Source organism: Polynucleobacter sp. MWH-Svant-W18 (assembly GCF_018687495.1).
Lineage (GTDB): Bacteria > Pseudomonadota > Gammaproteobacteria > Burkholderiales > Burkholderiaceae > Polynucleobacter.
The window spans coordinates 1,265,615-1,281,964 of the sequence record NZ_CP061293.1 but is presented as its reverse complement, the minus strand read 5'-3'; the positions used below and the strand labels follow the sequence as shown (position 1 = coordinate 1,281,964).

The following is a 16,350-nucleotide window of genomic DNA, read 5'->3' as shown; positions in this document are numbered from 1 at the left end:
AAATATGCTATCTAAATTTTTCATTGAGCGGCCAGTACTGGCCAACGTCATTGCTCTATTGATGATGTTGATAGGTGCTGTATCGATATTCGGCTTGCCGATATCACAGTATCCGGACATTGTTCCCCCTACCATTCAGGTGACTACACGCTATCCAGGTGCCAGTGCAACCTTAGTGCAGCAATTAGTAGCAAGTAATATTGAGACCCAAGTCAATGGTGTTGATGGAATGCTCTATATGGAGTCTTCATCCACTAACGATGGTAATTACACTTTAACGGTGACCTTTAAAGTCGGTACTGATCCTGATTTGGCACAGGTGAATGTACAAAACCGCGTCGCAATTGCAGTACCTTCTTTACCTCAGGCAGTCCAGAAGCAGGGCGTCACTACACGAACGCAGTCAACTGCGATTTTGCAGTTTGTCACCCTCACTTCATCCAATCCAGATCACGACGGTTTATTTTTAAGTAACCTTGCAAACCTCAAATTGCAACAGCGTTTGGCACGCATACCAGGCGTTGCTGCCGCGAACGTATTTGGTGTGGGCAATTACAGTATGCGCGTTTGGCTAGACCCCGCTCAGTTGAAGATGCGCAATCTGACGCCAAACGATGTGATTAGCGCGATCAATCGACAAAATATCTTGCTGACATCAGGGCAAATTGGTGCACCTCCCACACCCTTGGGTCAGGATTTTCAGCTCACTCTGAATGTGACTAGCGCCATGACAACGCCAGAGCAGTTTGGCAGGATTGTGGTGAAGACTGGTAGCAAGGCTGAAATTACTTATTTACGAGATATTGCTCGGATTGAAATGGGTAGCCAAAACTACAGCCAGTTCTTCAAGATTGATGAAAGAGCTGCTGGCGGTATTGCGATCTATCAAATGCCTGGTGCGAATGCGATTGCAACAGCAAATGCTGTCCGTACTGAAATGCAACAAATTCAAAAGACTTTGCCTAAAGAAGTCTCATGGGCAATTCCATTTGATACCACGATGTTCGTGCAAGCCTCAATCCATGAAGTCTACAAAACACTTTATGAGGCTGGCATCTTAGTATTGCTGGTAATCATGATTTTCTTGCAGAACTGGCGGGCTACCTTGGTACCAGCAACGACAGTGCCGGTCACCATCATTGGTGCATTCGCTTGTATGGCCGCTCTTGGCTTCTCCATCAATCTCTTAACTTTGTTTGCCATTGTTTTATGTATCGGCATTGTGGTCGATGATGCGATTGTGGTGGTGGAGGCCGTCTCCAAAAAAGTAGAAGAGGGTGAGTCGCCAAGGCAAGGCGCCATTGATGCGATGACCCAATTAATGGGGCCGATCATTGGTATCACTCTGGTCTTAATGGCAGTATTTATTCCTGCCTCATTCATCTCTGGGATTACTGGGCAGATGTACCGCCAATTTGCTTTGGTAATTGCTGCTACAGCGTTAATCAGCGGTATCAACGCGATCACTTTAAAGCCAACTCAGTCTGCTCAATATTTAAAACCGATTGATCCGAATTTAGTTAAAAATAAGTTTTATCAAAAGTTTGATTTGTATTTCAATCGGCTGTCCACCTGGTATGAACATCAAATTCAACATCTTATGAATCATCGCGCCAAGGGTGCTACGGTCGGCATCATCATTATTATTGCCTCGCTGGTAGGTTTGATGTTTGTTCCTTCAGGATTTATTCCGAATGAAGACCAGGGATATTTAGTGGTATCCACTACGCTGCCAGATGCAGCCTCTTTGCAGCGGACAGAAGCTGGCATGAAGAAGGCAGTGGATGTACTGAAAAAAATTCCTGGAGTTGATACTGCGGTTGTCATTGGTGGCATTAATTTATTGAATAACAGTACTTCACAGTCAAACTCCGGTGCGATTTATGTGATTATGAAAAAGTGGGATGAGCGCGGTAAGGGTGAGGACCTGCGTAGTATCTACATGAATATGAACGAAGGCCTCAAGCAAGTTCAAGAACTGAAGTCCTTTGTGCTCTTACCACCAGCCATTCCTGGTTTAGGTCTTTCTGGCGGCTTTGAAATGCGCTTGATGTTGACTGATGGTAGTAATAACTTTGCCAAGTTAGATGCCGCTACTAAGAATTTTATTGATCAGGCGCAAAAACTTCCAGAAATCATGGCTGCCTTCACACCTTTCCAAAACAATGTTCCACAACTAGAGTTGAGTTTCAATGTAGCAAGAGCTGAAACGGTTGGGGTAGCAATTGGGGATGCTTATGATGTGCTGCAATCATATGTAGGCTCTACATATGTCAATCAATTTTTCAAGTATGGACAAACCTATCAGGTGTATGTTCAGGCAGATGGAAAATACCGCAGTACCGTTGATCAACTCAATCGCTTGTATGTCAAAAATAAGAGCGGAAGCATGGTACCTCTTGGATCATTTATTGATGTGAAAGAGGTTACTGGTCCAGCCTTCGCATCTCAGTTCCAGCTCTATCCATCAGCTGCTGTGCTTGGCGCTGCGAAGGATGGATACAGTTCTGGAGAGGCCATCAAGGCTTTAGAGGCACTGGCTAACCGAACTTTGCCAGATGGCGTAACCTATCAGTGGGCAGGCATGTCTTATCAGGAAAAACTCGTTGGTAATACCGTGATTCTGATTTTTGCACTCTCGATCTTGTTGGTCTATCTGGTGCTTGCAGCGCAATATGAAACTTGGATTGCACCTTTAGCAGTATTAACTGCAGTGCCACTCTCATTATCGGGTACCGTCATCGCTTTATTGCTGACTGGGCTACCAAATAATATTTATGTGCAGATTGGCCTAGTCCTGATGATTGCACTTTCTTGTAAGAACTCCATTTTGATTGTTGAAGTTGCTATTGAGTGCAGGCAAAAGGGGATGAGTTTTGTTGATGCGGCCCTAGAAGCTTCCAAAGAGCGTTTTAGACCAATTGTGATGACCTCGATTGCCTTTATCTTGGGTGTAATGCCTTTGCTGATGTCAACTGGTGCTGGGGCAGCAGCGCGGATCTCGCTCGGTATCACCGTATTTAGTGGCATGATTGCCTCAACCTGTTTGGCGGTAGCTCTAGTCCCTATTTTCTATGTAGAAATCGAAACCTTCTTTGAGAATCGTGAAAAGAAAAAGCAAGAGAAAATTGAAGCGCGTAAATTAGCCTCAAATTAAGTAAGCATCAAAATTAGTAAGGATAGATATGAACAAAGATAGAAAGCTAGAGCGGGGTTTAGGCCAGCGCCAGATTGAGATGATTGCCATTGGTGGCTGTATTGGCACTGGTCTATTCATGGGTTCTGGAAAAACCATTTCACTTGCGGGCCCTGGCATTATTTTGATCTATGCAATTACCGGCTTAGTGCTCTATTTTGTGATGAGAGCAATGGGTGAGTTATTACTGCACAACCTCGAGTACAAATCCTTTGTAGATTTTTCTGAAGATATATTGGGGCCTGCTGCAGGATTTTTTGTTGGTTGGTCGTATTGGTTTGCCTGGATTGTGGCGGCCATCGCAGAAATCATTGCCATTACAGGCTATATCGCATTTTGGTGGCCAAATCTACCCCCTTGGATTTCTGCGCTAGTACTCATTGCCTTATTGCTGGCCCTGAACATTCTGTCTGTGAAAGCATTTGGTGAGCTGGAGTTTTGGATGGCCATTATTAAAGTCGTTGCCATTGTTGGATTGATTGCCCTGGGACTCTACTTAGCTGTTACTGGTTTTGTTTCTCCGAGTGGCATTCAGGCTCGTATTAGCAACCTCTGGTCATATGGAGGATTTTTCCCCAATGGAATTTCAGGATTGCTTTTGGGTCTACAGACAACCATCTTTGCTTTTGCTGGTATGGAAGTCGTTGGCACAATGATGGCGGAAGCTAAGGATCCCGAGAAAATGATTCCTGATGCCATTCGCAAGATTCCTTGGCGCATCATGATTTTCTATATTGGCACAGTCACCGTCTTAATGATGGTAACGCCATGGAATGATATTCCTGCAGATCAAAGTCCTTTTGTGGGAATGTTCTCTCTAGTAGGCATGATTGCGGCTGCCTCAATCGTTAATGCTGTAGTGATTAGTTCTGCAACTTCTTCGAGTAATAGCGGTATCTATGCGACTTCAAGAATGCTGTACGGTTTATCTAAAAATCACCATGCACCCGCTATTTTTGGAAAGTTATCAACCTATCAAATTCCGACGGGTGGAATATTCTTGGGTACGGGGCTCATTCTATCGGCATCTATAGTGCTCACCACGACTCAATCGATGATGAGTGCTTTTGAGTTAGTAGGGACGATATCCGCTTTAATCTTTATTTACATCTGGTCTATGATTTTGTTGGCCTATTTAGTCTATTGCAAACGACTACCTCAAGCCCATGATGAATCTGCGTTTAAGATGCCGCTGGGCAAAGTGATGCCGTATGTAGCTTTTGCTTTCTTTGGGATTGTGATTTATGCGTTGACTCTCAATGACGATACTCGGATCGCTCTTTTTGTTCTGCCAGTTTGGTTTATTGGTCTTTGGGCGATGTATCGAATTAAAACTAGAAGAAGTACAAAGCAAAAGCAACTGATTGCTGACTTTGAGGAAAAGGTTGCGGCTCAGAATGCTGCTGCTAAACAATACCTGAAGAAGTCTTAAGATTTATCTCTAACGCTAATTGCCTTTGCAAGGGCCAAGATTCTCTTGGCATCTTGAATGTGGAGTTCCTCAATCAACTTGCCATTTAGGACGGCAATCCCTGCGCCTGATTGAATCGCTGCATCATATGCGGCGATTCTGTTTTGGGCTTCAAGGATCTCCTCGGGGGAAGGCCCAAAAATTTCATTAGCAAGTGCGATCTGATTTGGATGAATCAAGGTCTTGCCATCAAAACCCATATCTCTCCCCTGAATACAAGACAGTTTTAGTCCTGTTTCATCATCTAATGAGAGATGAACACCATCCAAAACACATAGACCATAGGCTCTGGCTGCCAATACAGAGAGGGAGAGTGCGGTCTGAGTCTCGATGCGATCGGGGGTATGGCGAGCATGCAAATCTTTCACAAGATCAGATGTACCTAAGACTAGAGCTTCAAGCAATGGATGCGCGCTGGCGATTTCTTCTAGCTTGAAGATTGCTAACGGCGTCTCAATCATGGCCCAAATCCGCATAGTGCTTGGTGCGTTCATTTTCTGAAGTAGGGCGGCGACCTCTAGAACTTGTGTTGCCGACTCTACTTTAGGCAGGAGAATGGCATCTGCTTTGCTGTTTGCAAAAAATGCTAAGTCAGATTGTCCCCAAGCTGTATTTAGACCATTAATTCTGACTACCGCCTCACGATATCCAAACCCTGACTCTAGGGCGCTCAGAATATTTTCTCTGGCAGCGACTTTTGCGTTCGGCGCTACTGCATCCTCTAAATCGAGTATCAGAGAATCAGCAGGCAGGCTCTTAGCCTTTTCTAAGGCTCTTGTATTGGCTCCTGGCATGTAGAGCACAGAGCGCCTTGGGCGGATCGACTGATTCATATTTCCCTTATATCAATCTCATCACAGCATTTAATAGATCCATGACAATTTCAATAGATTTTCAAATGGCTCCGAGTTAAGTGCCATCGGACCTAGGAAGGGGTGAAGGAATAGGATCAAGAAGTACAAGACGCCGACAATGGTTAAGCCTAGAAACAGTATCAAAAGCAAATGGGTTCTCACTGATTTCATCTTAAATAGGCATGAAAAAAATAAAAAGATTAAAGAGCTGCTGAGAAGCCCTAGCCATGCTGGAGGCGCCAAACCGAACCGTGCATTGTAGATACGACTTCGTCTGAGCTCCGTGGCTTCAACTGCTAAGTGAATCATTTGTTGGTGGATGTTAGATTGCCCTACAGTTTGAGGTTGCAGGTGAATAACGTTATCTACAATCTGTATTAATTCTTGGTACGCTTTGGTGCTAAATTGATCGTTACTTAGAAGAGGCCACTCTTCTTGAATAATGGTTCTCGTATAGGTTCTTAGTTGCTCTCGCCCCTTTTTTTCAACCTCGGGTGGAAATGCTGAATAAAGTCGATACATATTATTGAGAGTACTTGCTTCTTTGGTAATTGCATCACTCACCCCGTTATAGTTTTGCCATACCAATACAGTCACAAATGCAAATACAAGGCTAAATACCACTCCCATAGCATTGTAGATATAACCAGCATATTCTGAGTCTTCTCCAAAAAGTGCATTTGGAAATTGCTTCTGAAAAATCCAGAAGACTAAGTAGCATAGAGATAAAACAATAACAATGAGCTCTAGTCTTAGGTCGACGCCAGACAATTGCAGTGCTTGTCTTAAGATAGGGAGATCCATAGTGGTGTGTATTTAGGGGGTTATTGAGATACCCATAGCCTAAACCATTTTTCCCGAGAATGGCAAAGCGCTCAATCCTGATTGGTTTATCTAGCGGCGTATAAAATGGCTTAATCCCGATCAATTCAGGGTCTTTAAATCTAGTCTGATAGAGCGTATACGAGATGAGTAATCTAGCCTTCAAGTTTGAAAAAGCCTATATCAACGGCCAATGGATGGATGCAGATAGTCAAGCCACCATTCCTGTGCACAATCCAGCTACTGGAGAGTTGATTGGCTCGGTACCCAATATGGGGGCTGCTGAGACTCGTAGGGCGATTGATTTTGCAAATGCAGCTTTACCTGCATGGCGTTCTAAAACCGCTAAAGAGCGCGCCAGAATTCTGCGTAACTGGTTTGATCTCATTATGAAGAACAAGGAAGCATTGGCTCAGTTAATGACGGCCGAACAGGGTAAGCCTTTGATCGAAAGTCGTGGTGAGATTGCTTATGGCGCTTCTTTTATTGAGTGGTTTGGCGAAGAGGCCAAGCGGATTTATGGTGAAACAATTCCTGCGCACGCCAAAGACAAAAGATTAATTGTGATTAAGCAGGCCATTGGGGTTTGTGCAGCCATTACGCCTTGGAATTTTCCATCCGCCATGATTACCCGCAAAGTGGGGCCCGCACTAGCAGCAGGTTGCACCATCGTGCTCAAGCCCGCAAGCCAAACGCCATTTAGTGCATTAGCCCTGTGTCAGCTAGCGCAAGAGGCTGGAGTTCCTCCAGGAGTATTTTCTTGTGTCACTGGCTCAGCCTCTGAGATTGGTGGCGAGCTCTCTTCAAATCCTATCGTGCGCAAGCTCAGTTTTACAGGGTCTACTGAAATTGGTAGATTGTTGTTGGCGCAATGTGCAAGCACGGTTAAGAAGACTTCCATGGAATTGGGTGGCAATGCCCCATTCATTGTTTTTGATGATGCTGATATTGACGCAGCTGTGAAGGGTGCGATCACCTCCAAATATCGTAATGCAGGTCAAACTTGTATTTGCGCTAATCGCATCATGGTGCAAGACTCTGTATACGATTTATTTGTTGAGAAGTTTTCTAAAGCAGTGAGTGCATTCAAAGTTGGCAATGGTGCAGATGTCGATACTGTCATTGGTCCGTTGATTGACGAGAAAGCGCTTGCCAAAGTTGAAGCGCAGGTCAAGGATGCAGTTGCTAAGGGTGGCAAAGTAGTTGTCGGCGGTAAAAGACATCCTTTAGGAGGTTGTTTCTATGAACCTACCGTTGTATCAGGTGCCAGCAAGGATATGCTGGCCTTCAGGGAAGAGACTTTTGGGCCATTTGCACCGATCTTCAAGTTCTCAACCGAAGCTGAAGCAATTGCCATGGCAAATGACACTGAATTTGGCTTAGCGGCTTATTTCTATGCCCAAAACATTGGCCGCATCTGGCGTGTTGCAGAGGCTCTGGAATATGGCATGGTTGGTATTAATGAAGGCTTAATCACCACCGAAGTTGCTCCATTCGGTGGCGTTAAGGAAAGCGGCTTAGGTCGTGAAGGATCCCAGCACGGTATTGAGGATTACTTAGAGATGAAGTACCTTTGCATGGGTGGTATTCAGTCTTAAGCAGCCAAAGCCTTTTCTGGCTCCACTACTGAGGAGCGAATGAGGTAGTCAAACGCTCCCAGTGAAGCTTTAGCGCCTTCACCCATTGCAATGATGATCTGCTTGTAGGGTACCGTTGTGCAGTCGCCTGCAGCAAAGACGCCAGGCATCGATGTTTCACCTTTAGCATCCACAATCACTTCGCCATGCTTGGATAACTCCACAGTGCCTTTGAGCCAGTCGGTATTTGGCAGTAAACCAATTTGCACAAAAATACCTTCAAGCTCGAGATTATGCTCAGTGTTCGTGACGCGATCGAGGTAACGCAGACCATTGACCTTAGTGCCATCACCCAATGCCTCTTTAGTGAGGGCGCTCTTAATAATGGTGATATTAGATAAGCTAGCAAGCTTGGTCTGAAGTACAGCATCGGCACGTAACTTACTGTCAAATTCGATTAAGGTGACATGGCTAACAATGCCTGCCAAATCAATAGCAGCCTCAACACCAGAGTTACCGCCACCAATCACAGCAACACGCTTACCCTTAAACAAAGGGCCATCGCAGTGAGGGCAGTAGGCTACACCTTTGTTGCGATACTCTTGTTCGCCCGGAACATTCATCTCTCTCCAACGCGCACCAGTGCTCACAATGACAGCTTTACTCTTGAGAATTGCACCATTGGCTAATTCGACTTCAAGGCCGTCATCGGTTTTACGTAGTGCACTAGCACGTTGCAAATTCATAATATCGACTTCATAGCTTTTGACATGTTGCTCGAGGGCTTGGACCAATTTAGGCCCTTGAGTTTCTTGAACGGAAATAAAGTTCTCGATGCCCAAGGTGTCCATTACCTGACCACCAAAGCGCTCCGCTACAACTCCAGTGCGAATACCCTTGCGTGCAGCATAGATTGCTGCTGCTGAGCCAGCAGGGCCACCGCCAATAATTAACATATCAAAACTCTCTTTGGCATTGAGTTTGGCAGCATCTTTTTGTGGACTATTGGTATCGAGTTTGGCAACAATTTCCTCAACAGTCATTCGACCTTGACCAAATACTTCACCATTGACGATGACTGTTGGTACAGCCATGATTTTGTACTGATCTACCAAGCCCTGATAAAGGGCGCCATCAATCATTTCATGTTCGATGTTGGGATTGAGTGCTGCCATCAGGTTTAATGCCTGCACTACATCTGGGCAGTTATGGCATGACAAGGAAATAAAGGTCTGAAAACGCAATTTGCCATCTAAACCACGGATCGTATCGATGATGTCTTGCTCGACTTTAGGGGGATAGCCACTCGCTTGCAAAATTGCCAAGATAAAAGAAGTCATCTCATGGCCCATCGGTAAGCCAGAGAATGCAATCCGCGCAACTTCACCCTTTTTGCCAACGGTAAAGCTTGGCACGTTCGGAGACTGACCATCTATAGAAACAGTAATTTTGTCTGATTGCTCTGCTACCTCATTTAAGAGTTCGAGCATCTCTGCTGACTTAGCGCTGTCATCTAAGGTGGCTGTCAATGCGATTGGGCTCACAATTTTTTCAAAGTAAGCCTTGAGTTGGGTTTTGATGTTGCTATCTAACATGATGATTCCTTAAAAATATGTAGTGAGTCTATTGGGCAGGATCTGGTCCTCTCCAATAGACTCTCCGAGGAGAGTCTGATTGAATGACTAAGTCAATAACTAAGCTTAGATCTTGCCTACGAGGTCCAAAGATGGAGTCAATGTTGCTGCGCCTTCTTTCCATTTCGCTGGGCAAACTTCACCTGGGTGAGCAGCGGTGTACTGAGCTGCCTTGAGTTTGCGCAATGTTTCGCTAACGTCACGAGCGATTTCATTCGAATGAATCTCAGCTGTCTTGATTACGCCTTCTGGATTGATGATGAAAGTGCCGCGCAATGCCAAACCTGCTTCAGGAATGTGTACGCCAAATGCATTGGTCAATGTGTGTGTGGGATCACCAACCAATGGGAACTTGGCTTTACCAACTGCTGGTGAAGTTTCGTGCCAAACTTTGTGTGAGAAATGAGTATCGGTTGTCACGATATACACTTCAGCACCCATTTTTTGGAACTCAGCATAGTTTTCAGCTGCATCTTCAATTTCAGTAGGGCAGTTGAAGGTAAATGCTGCTGGCATGAAAATCAATACAGACCATTTGCCTTTGAGGGTCTCATCAGTGATAGTTACGAACTTACCGTTGTGGAAAGCTTCGGTTTTGAATGGTTGAACTACAGTATTAATAATAGACATGGTGTTCCTTTCGGGGGTTGAAAAAATTAACAACTGAACGAATTATGAGCCTGTTGCTAAGATCATTCAAATGAATTAATATGATGTTATTAATCGATTTATTAGATAACAGCTGAAGATAGCAAAAGAGGGCTCAAAATGGCTGCATTACCCACCATAAAGCAATTACGTTACTTAATCGCTTTGAGCGAGACTCTCAGCTTTACCAAAGCTGCTGAGAGCTGTTTTGTGGGCCAGTCCACGCTGAGCGCTGGTCTAAAGGAGTTGGAAGATTCCCTGGGTGTGCAGTTGGTGGAGCGAGATAAGCACTCAGTGTCAGTAACCCCTATTGGCCGTGGGGTAGTAGAACGTGCGCAACGCTTGATTGCCCAGGCAGACGATTTAGTCGAGTTTGTAGAGGGTTCTGCTGGATCTATGGTGGGCGTGATTAAGTTGGGAGTAATACCCACTATTGCCCCTTTTCTATTGCCAACACTATTGCCGAAGATTCGAGAGCAGTTTCCGAAGCTCAAGGTGGTTTTGCGAGAAGATTTGTCGGGTAACTTGATGGATAAATTAAATCGTCATGAATTAGATTTTGCCCTCATTGCACTGCCTTACGATACCGAAGGTTTTCTGACTAAAGAATTATTTGACGATGCGTTTTGGATGATCGGCAATAAAAACGACCCAGCCCTTAAAGGCAGCGAAATTCATTTGAATAATAAATTGGCAGATCGGATCTTGTTGCTAGAAGAGGGGAATTGCCTGCGTGATCAAACTATCAAAGCATGCAAAAGAGGTCCAGCCGCTAATCACTATGGAATTGAAGCAACCAGCCTACTTACGCTGGTACAGATGGTGGAATCAGATTTAGGCATTGCACTTTTACCGGAGATGGCCGTGAAATCTGGCTTGCTCAAACAGACAAATTTGATTGCAAAACCCTTGGGCGCACCAGCGCCCAAAAGAAAGATTGCCTTGGTCGCGAGACCCTCTACCGCGAGGATTGAAGAATTTAATGCCCTAGTTAAGGTGATGCAGCGCTAGGTGAGACAATCGCCTTTCCGAAGACTTTTTTGTGAGTTAGTATTTATTCATTAATACCACTTGGGGGAAAGTTGATGCGGTTCATGCTTTTTATTTGCCTGGTGTTATCCCCACTGATCTTGCTTGGTATGGAGCTTTTTCATCCAGCCCACTTTACAGCCAATCCCGGAATGACAGCGTACTTATGTCATCCTCAGCCGCATGATCCTCACTATGATGCCTTGTCATATTTTGGCCCCAATTGGTGGTTCCTATTACATATGGTCCAAACACCATTAGTGGTTTTAGTTGGAATAGGTTTATTAATTTTGACTGATACCTTTCATCGTGATCCAGCCTATAAACCAAAAGGCGAAATTTTTTCTTGGATAGCAAGAGCTGCGATCTTTGTTTTTGTTGTGTACTTTACGGTTCTCGATAGTATTGGGGGGATTGCTTTAGGCCGTCAGTTGATTGTGATTGATCAACTCTTCGCTGCCGGAGAAATCAGTACATACGATGCCCATGTAATTCAGCGCTTCTTGGATGTCATGTGGGTAGATTCCTGGATAGGAGGGATTGGATCTGTTGTCAGTCTTGCCGGTTCTTGGGCTGTCTTTATTGCCGCCACTTCTTTGGCAATCTACCTGACGATCAATAAACGTATGCATCTCTTAGGGGCGGCCTTACTAATCGGCTTTGGCTGGGAACTGCAGGTGGCACATGCAAGCTATCATGGCCCGATTGCCTTCGGATTATTGGTGATTGCCTCAATAATTTATCTTTATCAAAATCGATTATCGAAACAGGTGGCTTAAATGAGCCCTCATAAACGAGACTGATAGATCATCTGCTCTGGATATTGAACCTTTTTTGTGCCTTGCCTGCTTTAGTGGCCAGATGAATTGGGTTAGTATCATCCTGATAACCACTGTAAATATATGAAATTCTTCTCAAAGACTCGTAATCATTTAAGCCTGAGTGTGATGGGCTTGCTTTTAGGTGGATGCGCCTCGACTTTCACCCCAGACTTCAGTGAGATGTCCGCTAAATATGCCTATTCTTTAGAGCAGTACCAAACCAATAGCATTTTCCAAAACATTTTGCGTTCTGCTGATAATAGGATGGTTAGTTTTTTAGATATGCCAACGATCAACGGCTCTGGCGCGATTGGCGTTAGCCCCTCTGTTGGAGCCTTGTTTTCGGGTGGTTCAGCACCCTTGAATGCTGGATATAACGTTATTCAAGGTGGGCTGTCTACCGTTACCCCTAGCGCTGCTTTGACACTAAATAATTCATTTACATTCACACAATCCTCTTTGGATAACGCAGTGTTCTGGACAAGCTATCTGAATGAGTTACCCAAAGAGACTGTGAAGTACTTTTCCCATAATCACATTCCAAAGGAGGTGATTATGAGTATGGTTGTGGATGAGATTGAGATTTTCCAACCCAATGGGAAATCGACAGTCTTAATTAATAACCCCCTGAGACCAGAACATGACCAGTTTCAGCAGTACCTGTACAAGATCATTGGAGATGGCTTTTCTGCACAACTGATTGATGAGTCAGAGAAACTAGGCTCTCCTCTTACGGTTGATAAAGTCGTCCCAAGGTTTGGTGACCAAGCTTTTTCGATGCTTAAAGATTCAAACATCCTGCTAAAGCAAGTAGGTGACTCCAAAAATCCGCTTTACCAGCCAACTCAAGTTTCCCGTAAATATAAGTTTTGTATTACTTCAGATCAGTATGCCAACTTTCTACCAGTGAAGAAGTATGGAAAAACACTTTATTGCGAAGACAACAATGAAGAGGATCTCTTGAAAACCAGTGCTGCCAAAAAACAGCAACCTACTCTAATTGTGCGAGTTCGATCCACTAATAATATCTTTGAGTATTTAGGTCAAGTAGTAAAAGCGCAGCTGGCTGATAAGCCCTATGTAGTGACCTTGCCACCATCAGCGAGTACCTTTAATAACAATAAAGGCACTCTTAATCGGGATGCTCTATTAATCGTTAATAAAGATAGGCCAACACCAAAGCCCTTTGCCATGATCGTGGGGCGGGATGGATCTACTTACAGTATTCCAAGTGATGACAATGGATATTCACCGCTGACTATTAAATTGTTATCTCAATTGATGTCATTGCAAAAGCTTCCGGGAAGTATTCCTGCCTCCCCTTCAGTATTGCTGAAGTGAAGAGCCTCTCACCTCTAATTTCTACGCACTTCTAAACACAAAATTTAAGAAAGATTCCTATGGATAAAATGCATTTCACTAGGATGGATCAGGGTACTACTGCTGATTTTGATGTCATGAAAGAGGTCCATGAGAAGACTTTGGCCAACTTACCAGACCAACTCTTTGCTCTTTTAGATAACCTTTCTAAAGATACTGCTTACAACATTACTCGCAAAGAACATTGCTTACAGGCTGCTACTAGAGCATTGCGAGATAATCGTGATGAAGAATATGTTGTTGTCACGCTCTTTCATGATATTGCTGAGCCATTAGGTCCCTTTAATCATGGTGAAGTGATTGGATCAATCTTGCATCCTTTCATCTCCAGAAACAATTACTGGATGCTACTACAGCATGGCTTATTTCAAACCTATTTTTATGGCGATAAGATTGGTGTAGATCCCAATGCACGCGATCAATTTAAATCTGACCCAGCTTATGAGCAAACAGTAGAGTTTTGCGCTAAGTATGATGAAATCTCGTTTGACCCTAACTATAAAAGTGAGCCTTTATCGACATTTGACCCAATGGTCAGGAGAGTACTCAAGAAGCAATGGGTTGCTCCATAAGCTTTACCGATCACCATAGATATGAAAGAGCCACCCGAGGGTGGCTTTTGTCTTTCTGAAAAAACCGATAATGATCTAGGCAAGCAATACCAAAACCACCTTCGGGTGGTTTTCCATTTGGTGCCTGCTTTGGATCGATATGAGACATGCAAAGACCAGCAAACCATTCGGTCGTTGCTAGGGAGTTACTGACCAACGGTCTTGTTGACTTAAAAAAATCAGGGTCCCAGAAAACAAAAAAGCCCCGCAAGAAGCGAGGCTTACTAACGCTGGTGGGTCGGGCGAGATTCGAACTCGCGACCAACGGATTAAAAGTCCGCTGCTCTACCGACTGAGCTACCGACCCAGTAAAACAAAGATTATAGCAAGAAGTTTAGGGGCGTTCTTGGGGTTTAGGCTGTCTGCCTTTCAGCCCTTGTGCCTACAAGTTCGTCAGGAGTTTACCCGTCTGGCTACGGGTGGATTTTTCGAGAAATAATCCTTAATTCCTCTCAAAATCGCTTCGGCAATTTGGTCCTGATAGGCGTCATCATTCAATCGGGCCTCTTCCTGTGGGTTGCTAATAAAAGCAGTCTCAACCAGGATGGAGGGAATGTCTGGGGCCTTTAAAACAGCAAAGCTGGCTTGCTCAACTTTTCCTTTATGCAGGGGTGCAAATCCACCGATTTGTTTCAGAATGGAATTGCCCACTTGAAGAGAGTCTTTGATTTGGGCCGTTGTCGACATATCTAGCAATAGGTTAGCAACCTGGCGATCTTGTGTCTTGATATTGATTCCGCCAATGAGGTCTGAAGCATTTTCTTTATTCGCCATCCAGCGCGCCATTGTGCTACTTGCACCCATCTGGGAGAGTGCAAAGACAGAGGCACCTTTTGCTCTTGGCTCAATAAAAGCATCTGCATGAATCGATACAAATAAATCTGCTTCTACCCTTCTAGCTTTTTGTACTCGGATATGGAGTGGCACAAAGTAATCACCATCTCTAGTGAGGTAAGGGCGCATGTAGGCTTCACCCTCAATCTTTTCTTTGAGTCGCTTAGCAATCGAAAGTACGACATGCTTCTCTTTGGATCCCGCTGCACCAATAGCCCCAGGATCTTCACCACCGTGCCCTGGGTCAATGGCAATCGTAATCAAGCGTTTATATTTTACGGTAGCAGGGAGTGCTTTGGTTTCTGGAATGGCTTGAGCTACCGGCGCTGCAGGTACTTTCGCTACTCCTTTTTCTTTCTTGGTGGCGAACTGTGCAATGAGATCAACCTCTTCATTGGATTTTTCAAGAGCACTCTCTTTTTTGGCGCTACTTTTTACCAGAGCCATTAATGGATCTGGTGGCGTAGTAGGGTAGAGATCAAACACCATGCGGTAGTTGTATTCCGCAACCGGATCTAATGTGAAGAGCTGTGGCTTGATCGGTTCTTTTAAATCAAATACCAAACGCACAATGCCTGGCTGAAATTGCCCCACCCGAATTTGTGAGACATAAGGATCGTTTGGTTTGACTTTCGCAACCAAATCTTTCAGGGTTGAGTTCAGTTCCAGTCCTTGAACATCAACAACCAAGCGATCAGGATTGGTCAGAATCTGTTGAGTAATCGGTAGTGGAGTATCTGACTCTAGAGTAATACGCGTGTAATCTTCCGAGGGCCAAATGCGGACACCCAATATCTTGGCACCCCAAGCAATCTCTACCTCGGTGAGTAGCAAAGCAAAACTCAAGAACTTGGCAGACGTCTTGAGATGCTGTCTTCTCGAGAGATTCATTTTCTTGCTACTCATTTTGAGTTAGCTATCGCTTGTATGTTCTTAAGTATTTTCTTGCCCTCTGCAGAAAATGCATTCAGGCTAATAGTGCGTTCATTTTCTTGCTCACCAGCCATCAGTTGAATCTGAAAATCAAAAGCAGGTAGGGTGCCTTCTGCTTTCTCGGGCCACTCAATTAAACAAAATCCGGGTACATCAAAATATTCCGCAAATCCTGCCTCTTGCCATTCCAGAGGATCACGCATACGGTAGAGATCGAAGTGATGAGCAGTAAAAGCCTTTTGATGACTTGTGAGTTCGTAGGGCTCACATAAAGTGTAGGTCGGACTTTTCACCTTGCCCTCGTGACCCAGACCTTGAATTAAATATCTAGCAAATGTAGTCTTGCCCGCCCCTAAGTCCCCTTCTAAGGCGATATTGAGGTGTCCAGTTGGCGTTGCCAAAATCCATTGGGCAATGCTGATGGCAAGTTGTTTGGCTAAGGATGCAGTTTCTGCTTCCTGCCTACAATATTGCTTAAGCGATGCTTGTGGCGATGCCTGGGGCGTCTGGTTTTGGGTCATTGCCCTAGTTTATTCAATT

At 44.5% G+C, this 16,350-nt stretch carries 13 protein-coding genes and 1 tRNA gene; 7 read left to right on the top strand and 7 right to left on the bottom strand.

Going from position 1 to position 16,350, the window contains the following annotated elements; translation table 11 throughout:
• Positions 1-4 precede the first annotated feature (4 nt).
• Complete coding sequence (locus C2757_RS06440) at positions 5-3,157, top strand: efflux RND transporter permease subunit (protein ID WP_215373641.1); 3,153 nt, start codon at positions 5-7, stop codon at positions 3,155-3,157.
• Positions 3,158-3,185: 28 nt separating this feature from the next.
• Positions 3,186-4,628: an amino acid permease gene (locus C2757_RS06435; RefSeq protein WP_215373639.1), complete on the top strand. Its 1,443-nt coding sequence runs from the start codon at positions 3,186-3,188 to the stop codon at positions 4,626-4,628.
• Here C2757_RS06435 and C2757_RS06430 read toward each other — a convergent pair.
• Together C2757_RS06430 and C2757_RS06425 are read right to left on the bottom strand one after the other, a co-directional pair.
• Positions 4,625-5,500: a CoA ester lyase gene (locus tag C2757_RS06430; RefSeq protein WP_215373637.1), complete on the bottom strand. Its 876-nt coding sequence runs from the start codon at positions 5,498-5,500 to the stop codon at positions 4,625-4,627. The two genes, C2757_RS06435 and C2757_RS06430, sit on opposite strands and share 4 nt — an antisense overlap.
• Positions 5,501-5,530: 30 nt before the next feature.
• Positions 5,531-6,325 (bottom strand): DUF4239 domain-containing protein, encoded by a 795-nt coding sequence (locus C2757_RS06425; RefSeq protein ID WP_215373635.1) that lies wholly within the window; start codon positions 6,323-6,325, stop codon positions 5,531-5,533.
• Between the two features lie 164 nt (positions 6,326-6,489).
• Here C2757_RS06425 and C2757_RS06420 point away from each other — a divergent pair, with 164 nt between their 5' ends.
• Positions 6,490-7,941 carry an NAD-dependent succinate-semialdehyde dehydrogenase gene (locus tag C2757_RS06420; protein WP_215373633.1) on the top strand — a complete coding sequence of 484 codons (1,452 nt, stop codon included), beginning with the start codon at positions 6,490-6,492 and terminating at the stop codon, positions 7,939-7,941.
• Here C2757_RS06420 and ahpF read toward each other — a convergent pair.
• Positions 7,938-9,515, bottom strand: a complete 1,578-nt coding sequence (gene ahpF / locus C2757_RS06415; RefSeq protein ID WP_215373632.1) for an alkyl hydroperoxide reductase subunit F — start codon at positions 9,513-9,515, stop codon at positions 7,938-7,940. The two genes, C2757_RS06420 and ahpF, sit on opposite strands and share 4 nt — an antisense overlap.
• Positions 9,516-9,620: 105 nt before the next feature.
• Entirely contained in the window at positions 9,621-10,184 is a 564-nt protein-coding gene (ahpC, locus tag C2757_RS06410) for an alkyl hydroperoxide reductase subunit C (RefSeq protein ID WP_215373630.1), read from the bottom strand.
• Between the two features lie 138 nt (positions 10,185-10,322).
• On the opposite strand from ahpC, the gene C2757_RS06405 reads away from it, so the two are divergent.
• The 4 genes from C2757_RS06405 (at position 10,323) to C2757_RS06390 (ending at position 14,004) form a co-directional block, all read left to right on the top strand.
• Positions 10,323-11,213, top strand: coding sequence for a hydrogen peroxide-inducible genes activator (locus C2757_RS06405; RefSeq protein ID WP_215373628.1), 891 nt, complete (start codon positions 10,323-10,325; stop codon positions 11,211-11,213).
• Positions 11,214-11,287: 74 nt separating this feature from the next.
• On the top strand, positions 11,288-12,010 hold the full coding sequence (locus tag C2757_RS06400) for a hypothetical protein (protein ID WP_215373626.1): 723 nt from the start codon (positions 11,288-11,290) through the stop codon (positions 12,008-12,010).
• Positions 12,011-12,133: 123 nt separating this feature from the next.
• Entirely contained in the window at positions 12,134-13,393 is a 1,260-nt protein-coding gene (locus C2757_RS06395) for a hypothetical protein (protein WP_215373624.1), read from the top strand.
• Positions 13,394-13,452: 59 nt separating this feature from the next.
• Positions 13,453-14,004 carry a hypothetical protein gene (locus C2757_RS06390; RefSeq protein ID WP_215373622.1) on the top strand — a complete coding sequence of 184 codons (552 nt, stop codon included), beginning with the start codon at positions 13,453-13,455 and terminating at the stop codon, positions 14,002-14,004.
• Positions 14,005-14,274: 270 nt separating this feature from the next.
• Here C2757_RS06390 and C2757_RS06385 read toward each other — a convergent pair.
• The 3 genes from C2757_RS06385 to tsaE all read right to left on the bottom strand — a co-directional run bounded on the left by C2757_RS06385 (position 14,275) and on the right by tsaE (position 16,331).
• Positions 14,275-14,350 (bottom strand) — tRNA-Lys (locus C2757_RS06385).
• A gap of 86 nt (positions 14,351-14,436) precedes the next feature.
• Entirely contained in the window at positions 14,437-15,783 is a 1,347-nt protein-coding gene (locus tag C2757_RS06380) for an N-acetylmuramoyl-L-alanine amidase (RefSeq protein WP_215373621.1), read from the bottom strand.
• Positions 15,780-16,331, bottom strand: coding sequence for a tRNA (adenosine(37)-N6)-threonylcarbamoyltransferase complex ATPase subunit type 1 TsaE (tsaE, locus tag C2757_RS06375; RefSeq protein WP_215373619.1), 552 nt, complete (start codon positions 16,329-16,331; stop codon positions 15,780-15,782). Before tsaE ends, C2757_RS06380 begins: the two co-directional genes overlap by 4 nt.
• Positions 16,332-16,350: the final 19 nt, after the last annotated feature.

Excerpts from the sequence above, each read along its gene's own strand:
- C2757_RS06395 (WP_215373624.1), top strand. The coding sequence starts at position 12,134 with ATGAAATTCTTCTCAAAGACTCGTAATCATTTAAGCCTGAGTGTGATG.
- C2757_RS06440 (WP_215373641.1), top strand. The coding sequence starts at position 5 with ATGCTATCTAAATTTTTCATTGAGCGGCCAGTACTGGCCAACGTCATT.
- ahpF (WP_215373632.1), bottom strand. The coding sequence starts at position 9,515 with ATGTTAGATAGCAACATCAAAACCCAACTCAAGGCTTACTTTGAAAAA.
- C2757_RS06420 (WP_215373633.1), top strand. The coding sequence starts at position 6,490 with ATGAGTAATCTAGCCTTCAAGTTTGAAAAAGCCTATATCAACGGCCAA.
- ahpC (WP_215373630.1), bottom strand. The coding sequence starts at position 10,184 with ATGTCTATTATTAATACTGTAGTTCAACCATTCAAAACCGAAGCTTTC.
- C2757_RS06405 (WP_215373628.1), top strand. The coding sequence starts at position 10,323 with ATGGCTGCATTACCCACCATAAAGCAATTACGTTACTTAATCGCTTTG.
- C2757_RS06380 (WP_215373621.1), bottom strand. The coding sequence starts at position 15,783 with ATGAGTAGCAAGAAAATGAATCTCTCGAGAAGACAGCATCTCAAGACG.
- C2757_RS06435 (WP_215373639.1), top strand. The coding sequence starts at position 3,186 with ATGAACAAAGATAGAAAGCTAGAGCGGGGTTTAGGCCAGCGCCAGATT.
- C2757_RS06390 (WP_215373622.1), top strand. The coding sequence starts at position 13,453 with ATGGATAAAATGCATTTCACTAGGATGGATCAGGGTACTACTGCTGAT.
- tsaE (WP_215373619.1), bottom strand. The coding sequence starts at position 16,331 with ATGACCCAAAACCAGACGCCCCAGGCATCGCCACAAGCATCGCTTAAG.
- C2757_RS06400 (WP_215373626.1), top strand. The coding sequence starts at position 11,288 with ATGCGGTTCATGCTTTTTATTTGCCTGGTGTTATCCCCACTGATCTTG.
- C2757_RS06430 (WP_215373637.1), bottom strand. The coding sequence starts at position 5,500 with ATGAATCAGTCGATCCGCCCAAGGCGCTCTGTGCTCTACATGCCAGGA.
- C2757_RS06425 (WP_215373635.1), bottom strand. The coding sequence starts at position 6,325 with ATGGATCTCCCTATCTTAAGACAAGCACTGCAATTGTCTGGCGTCGAC.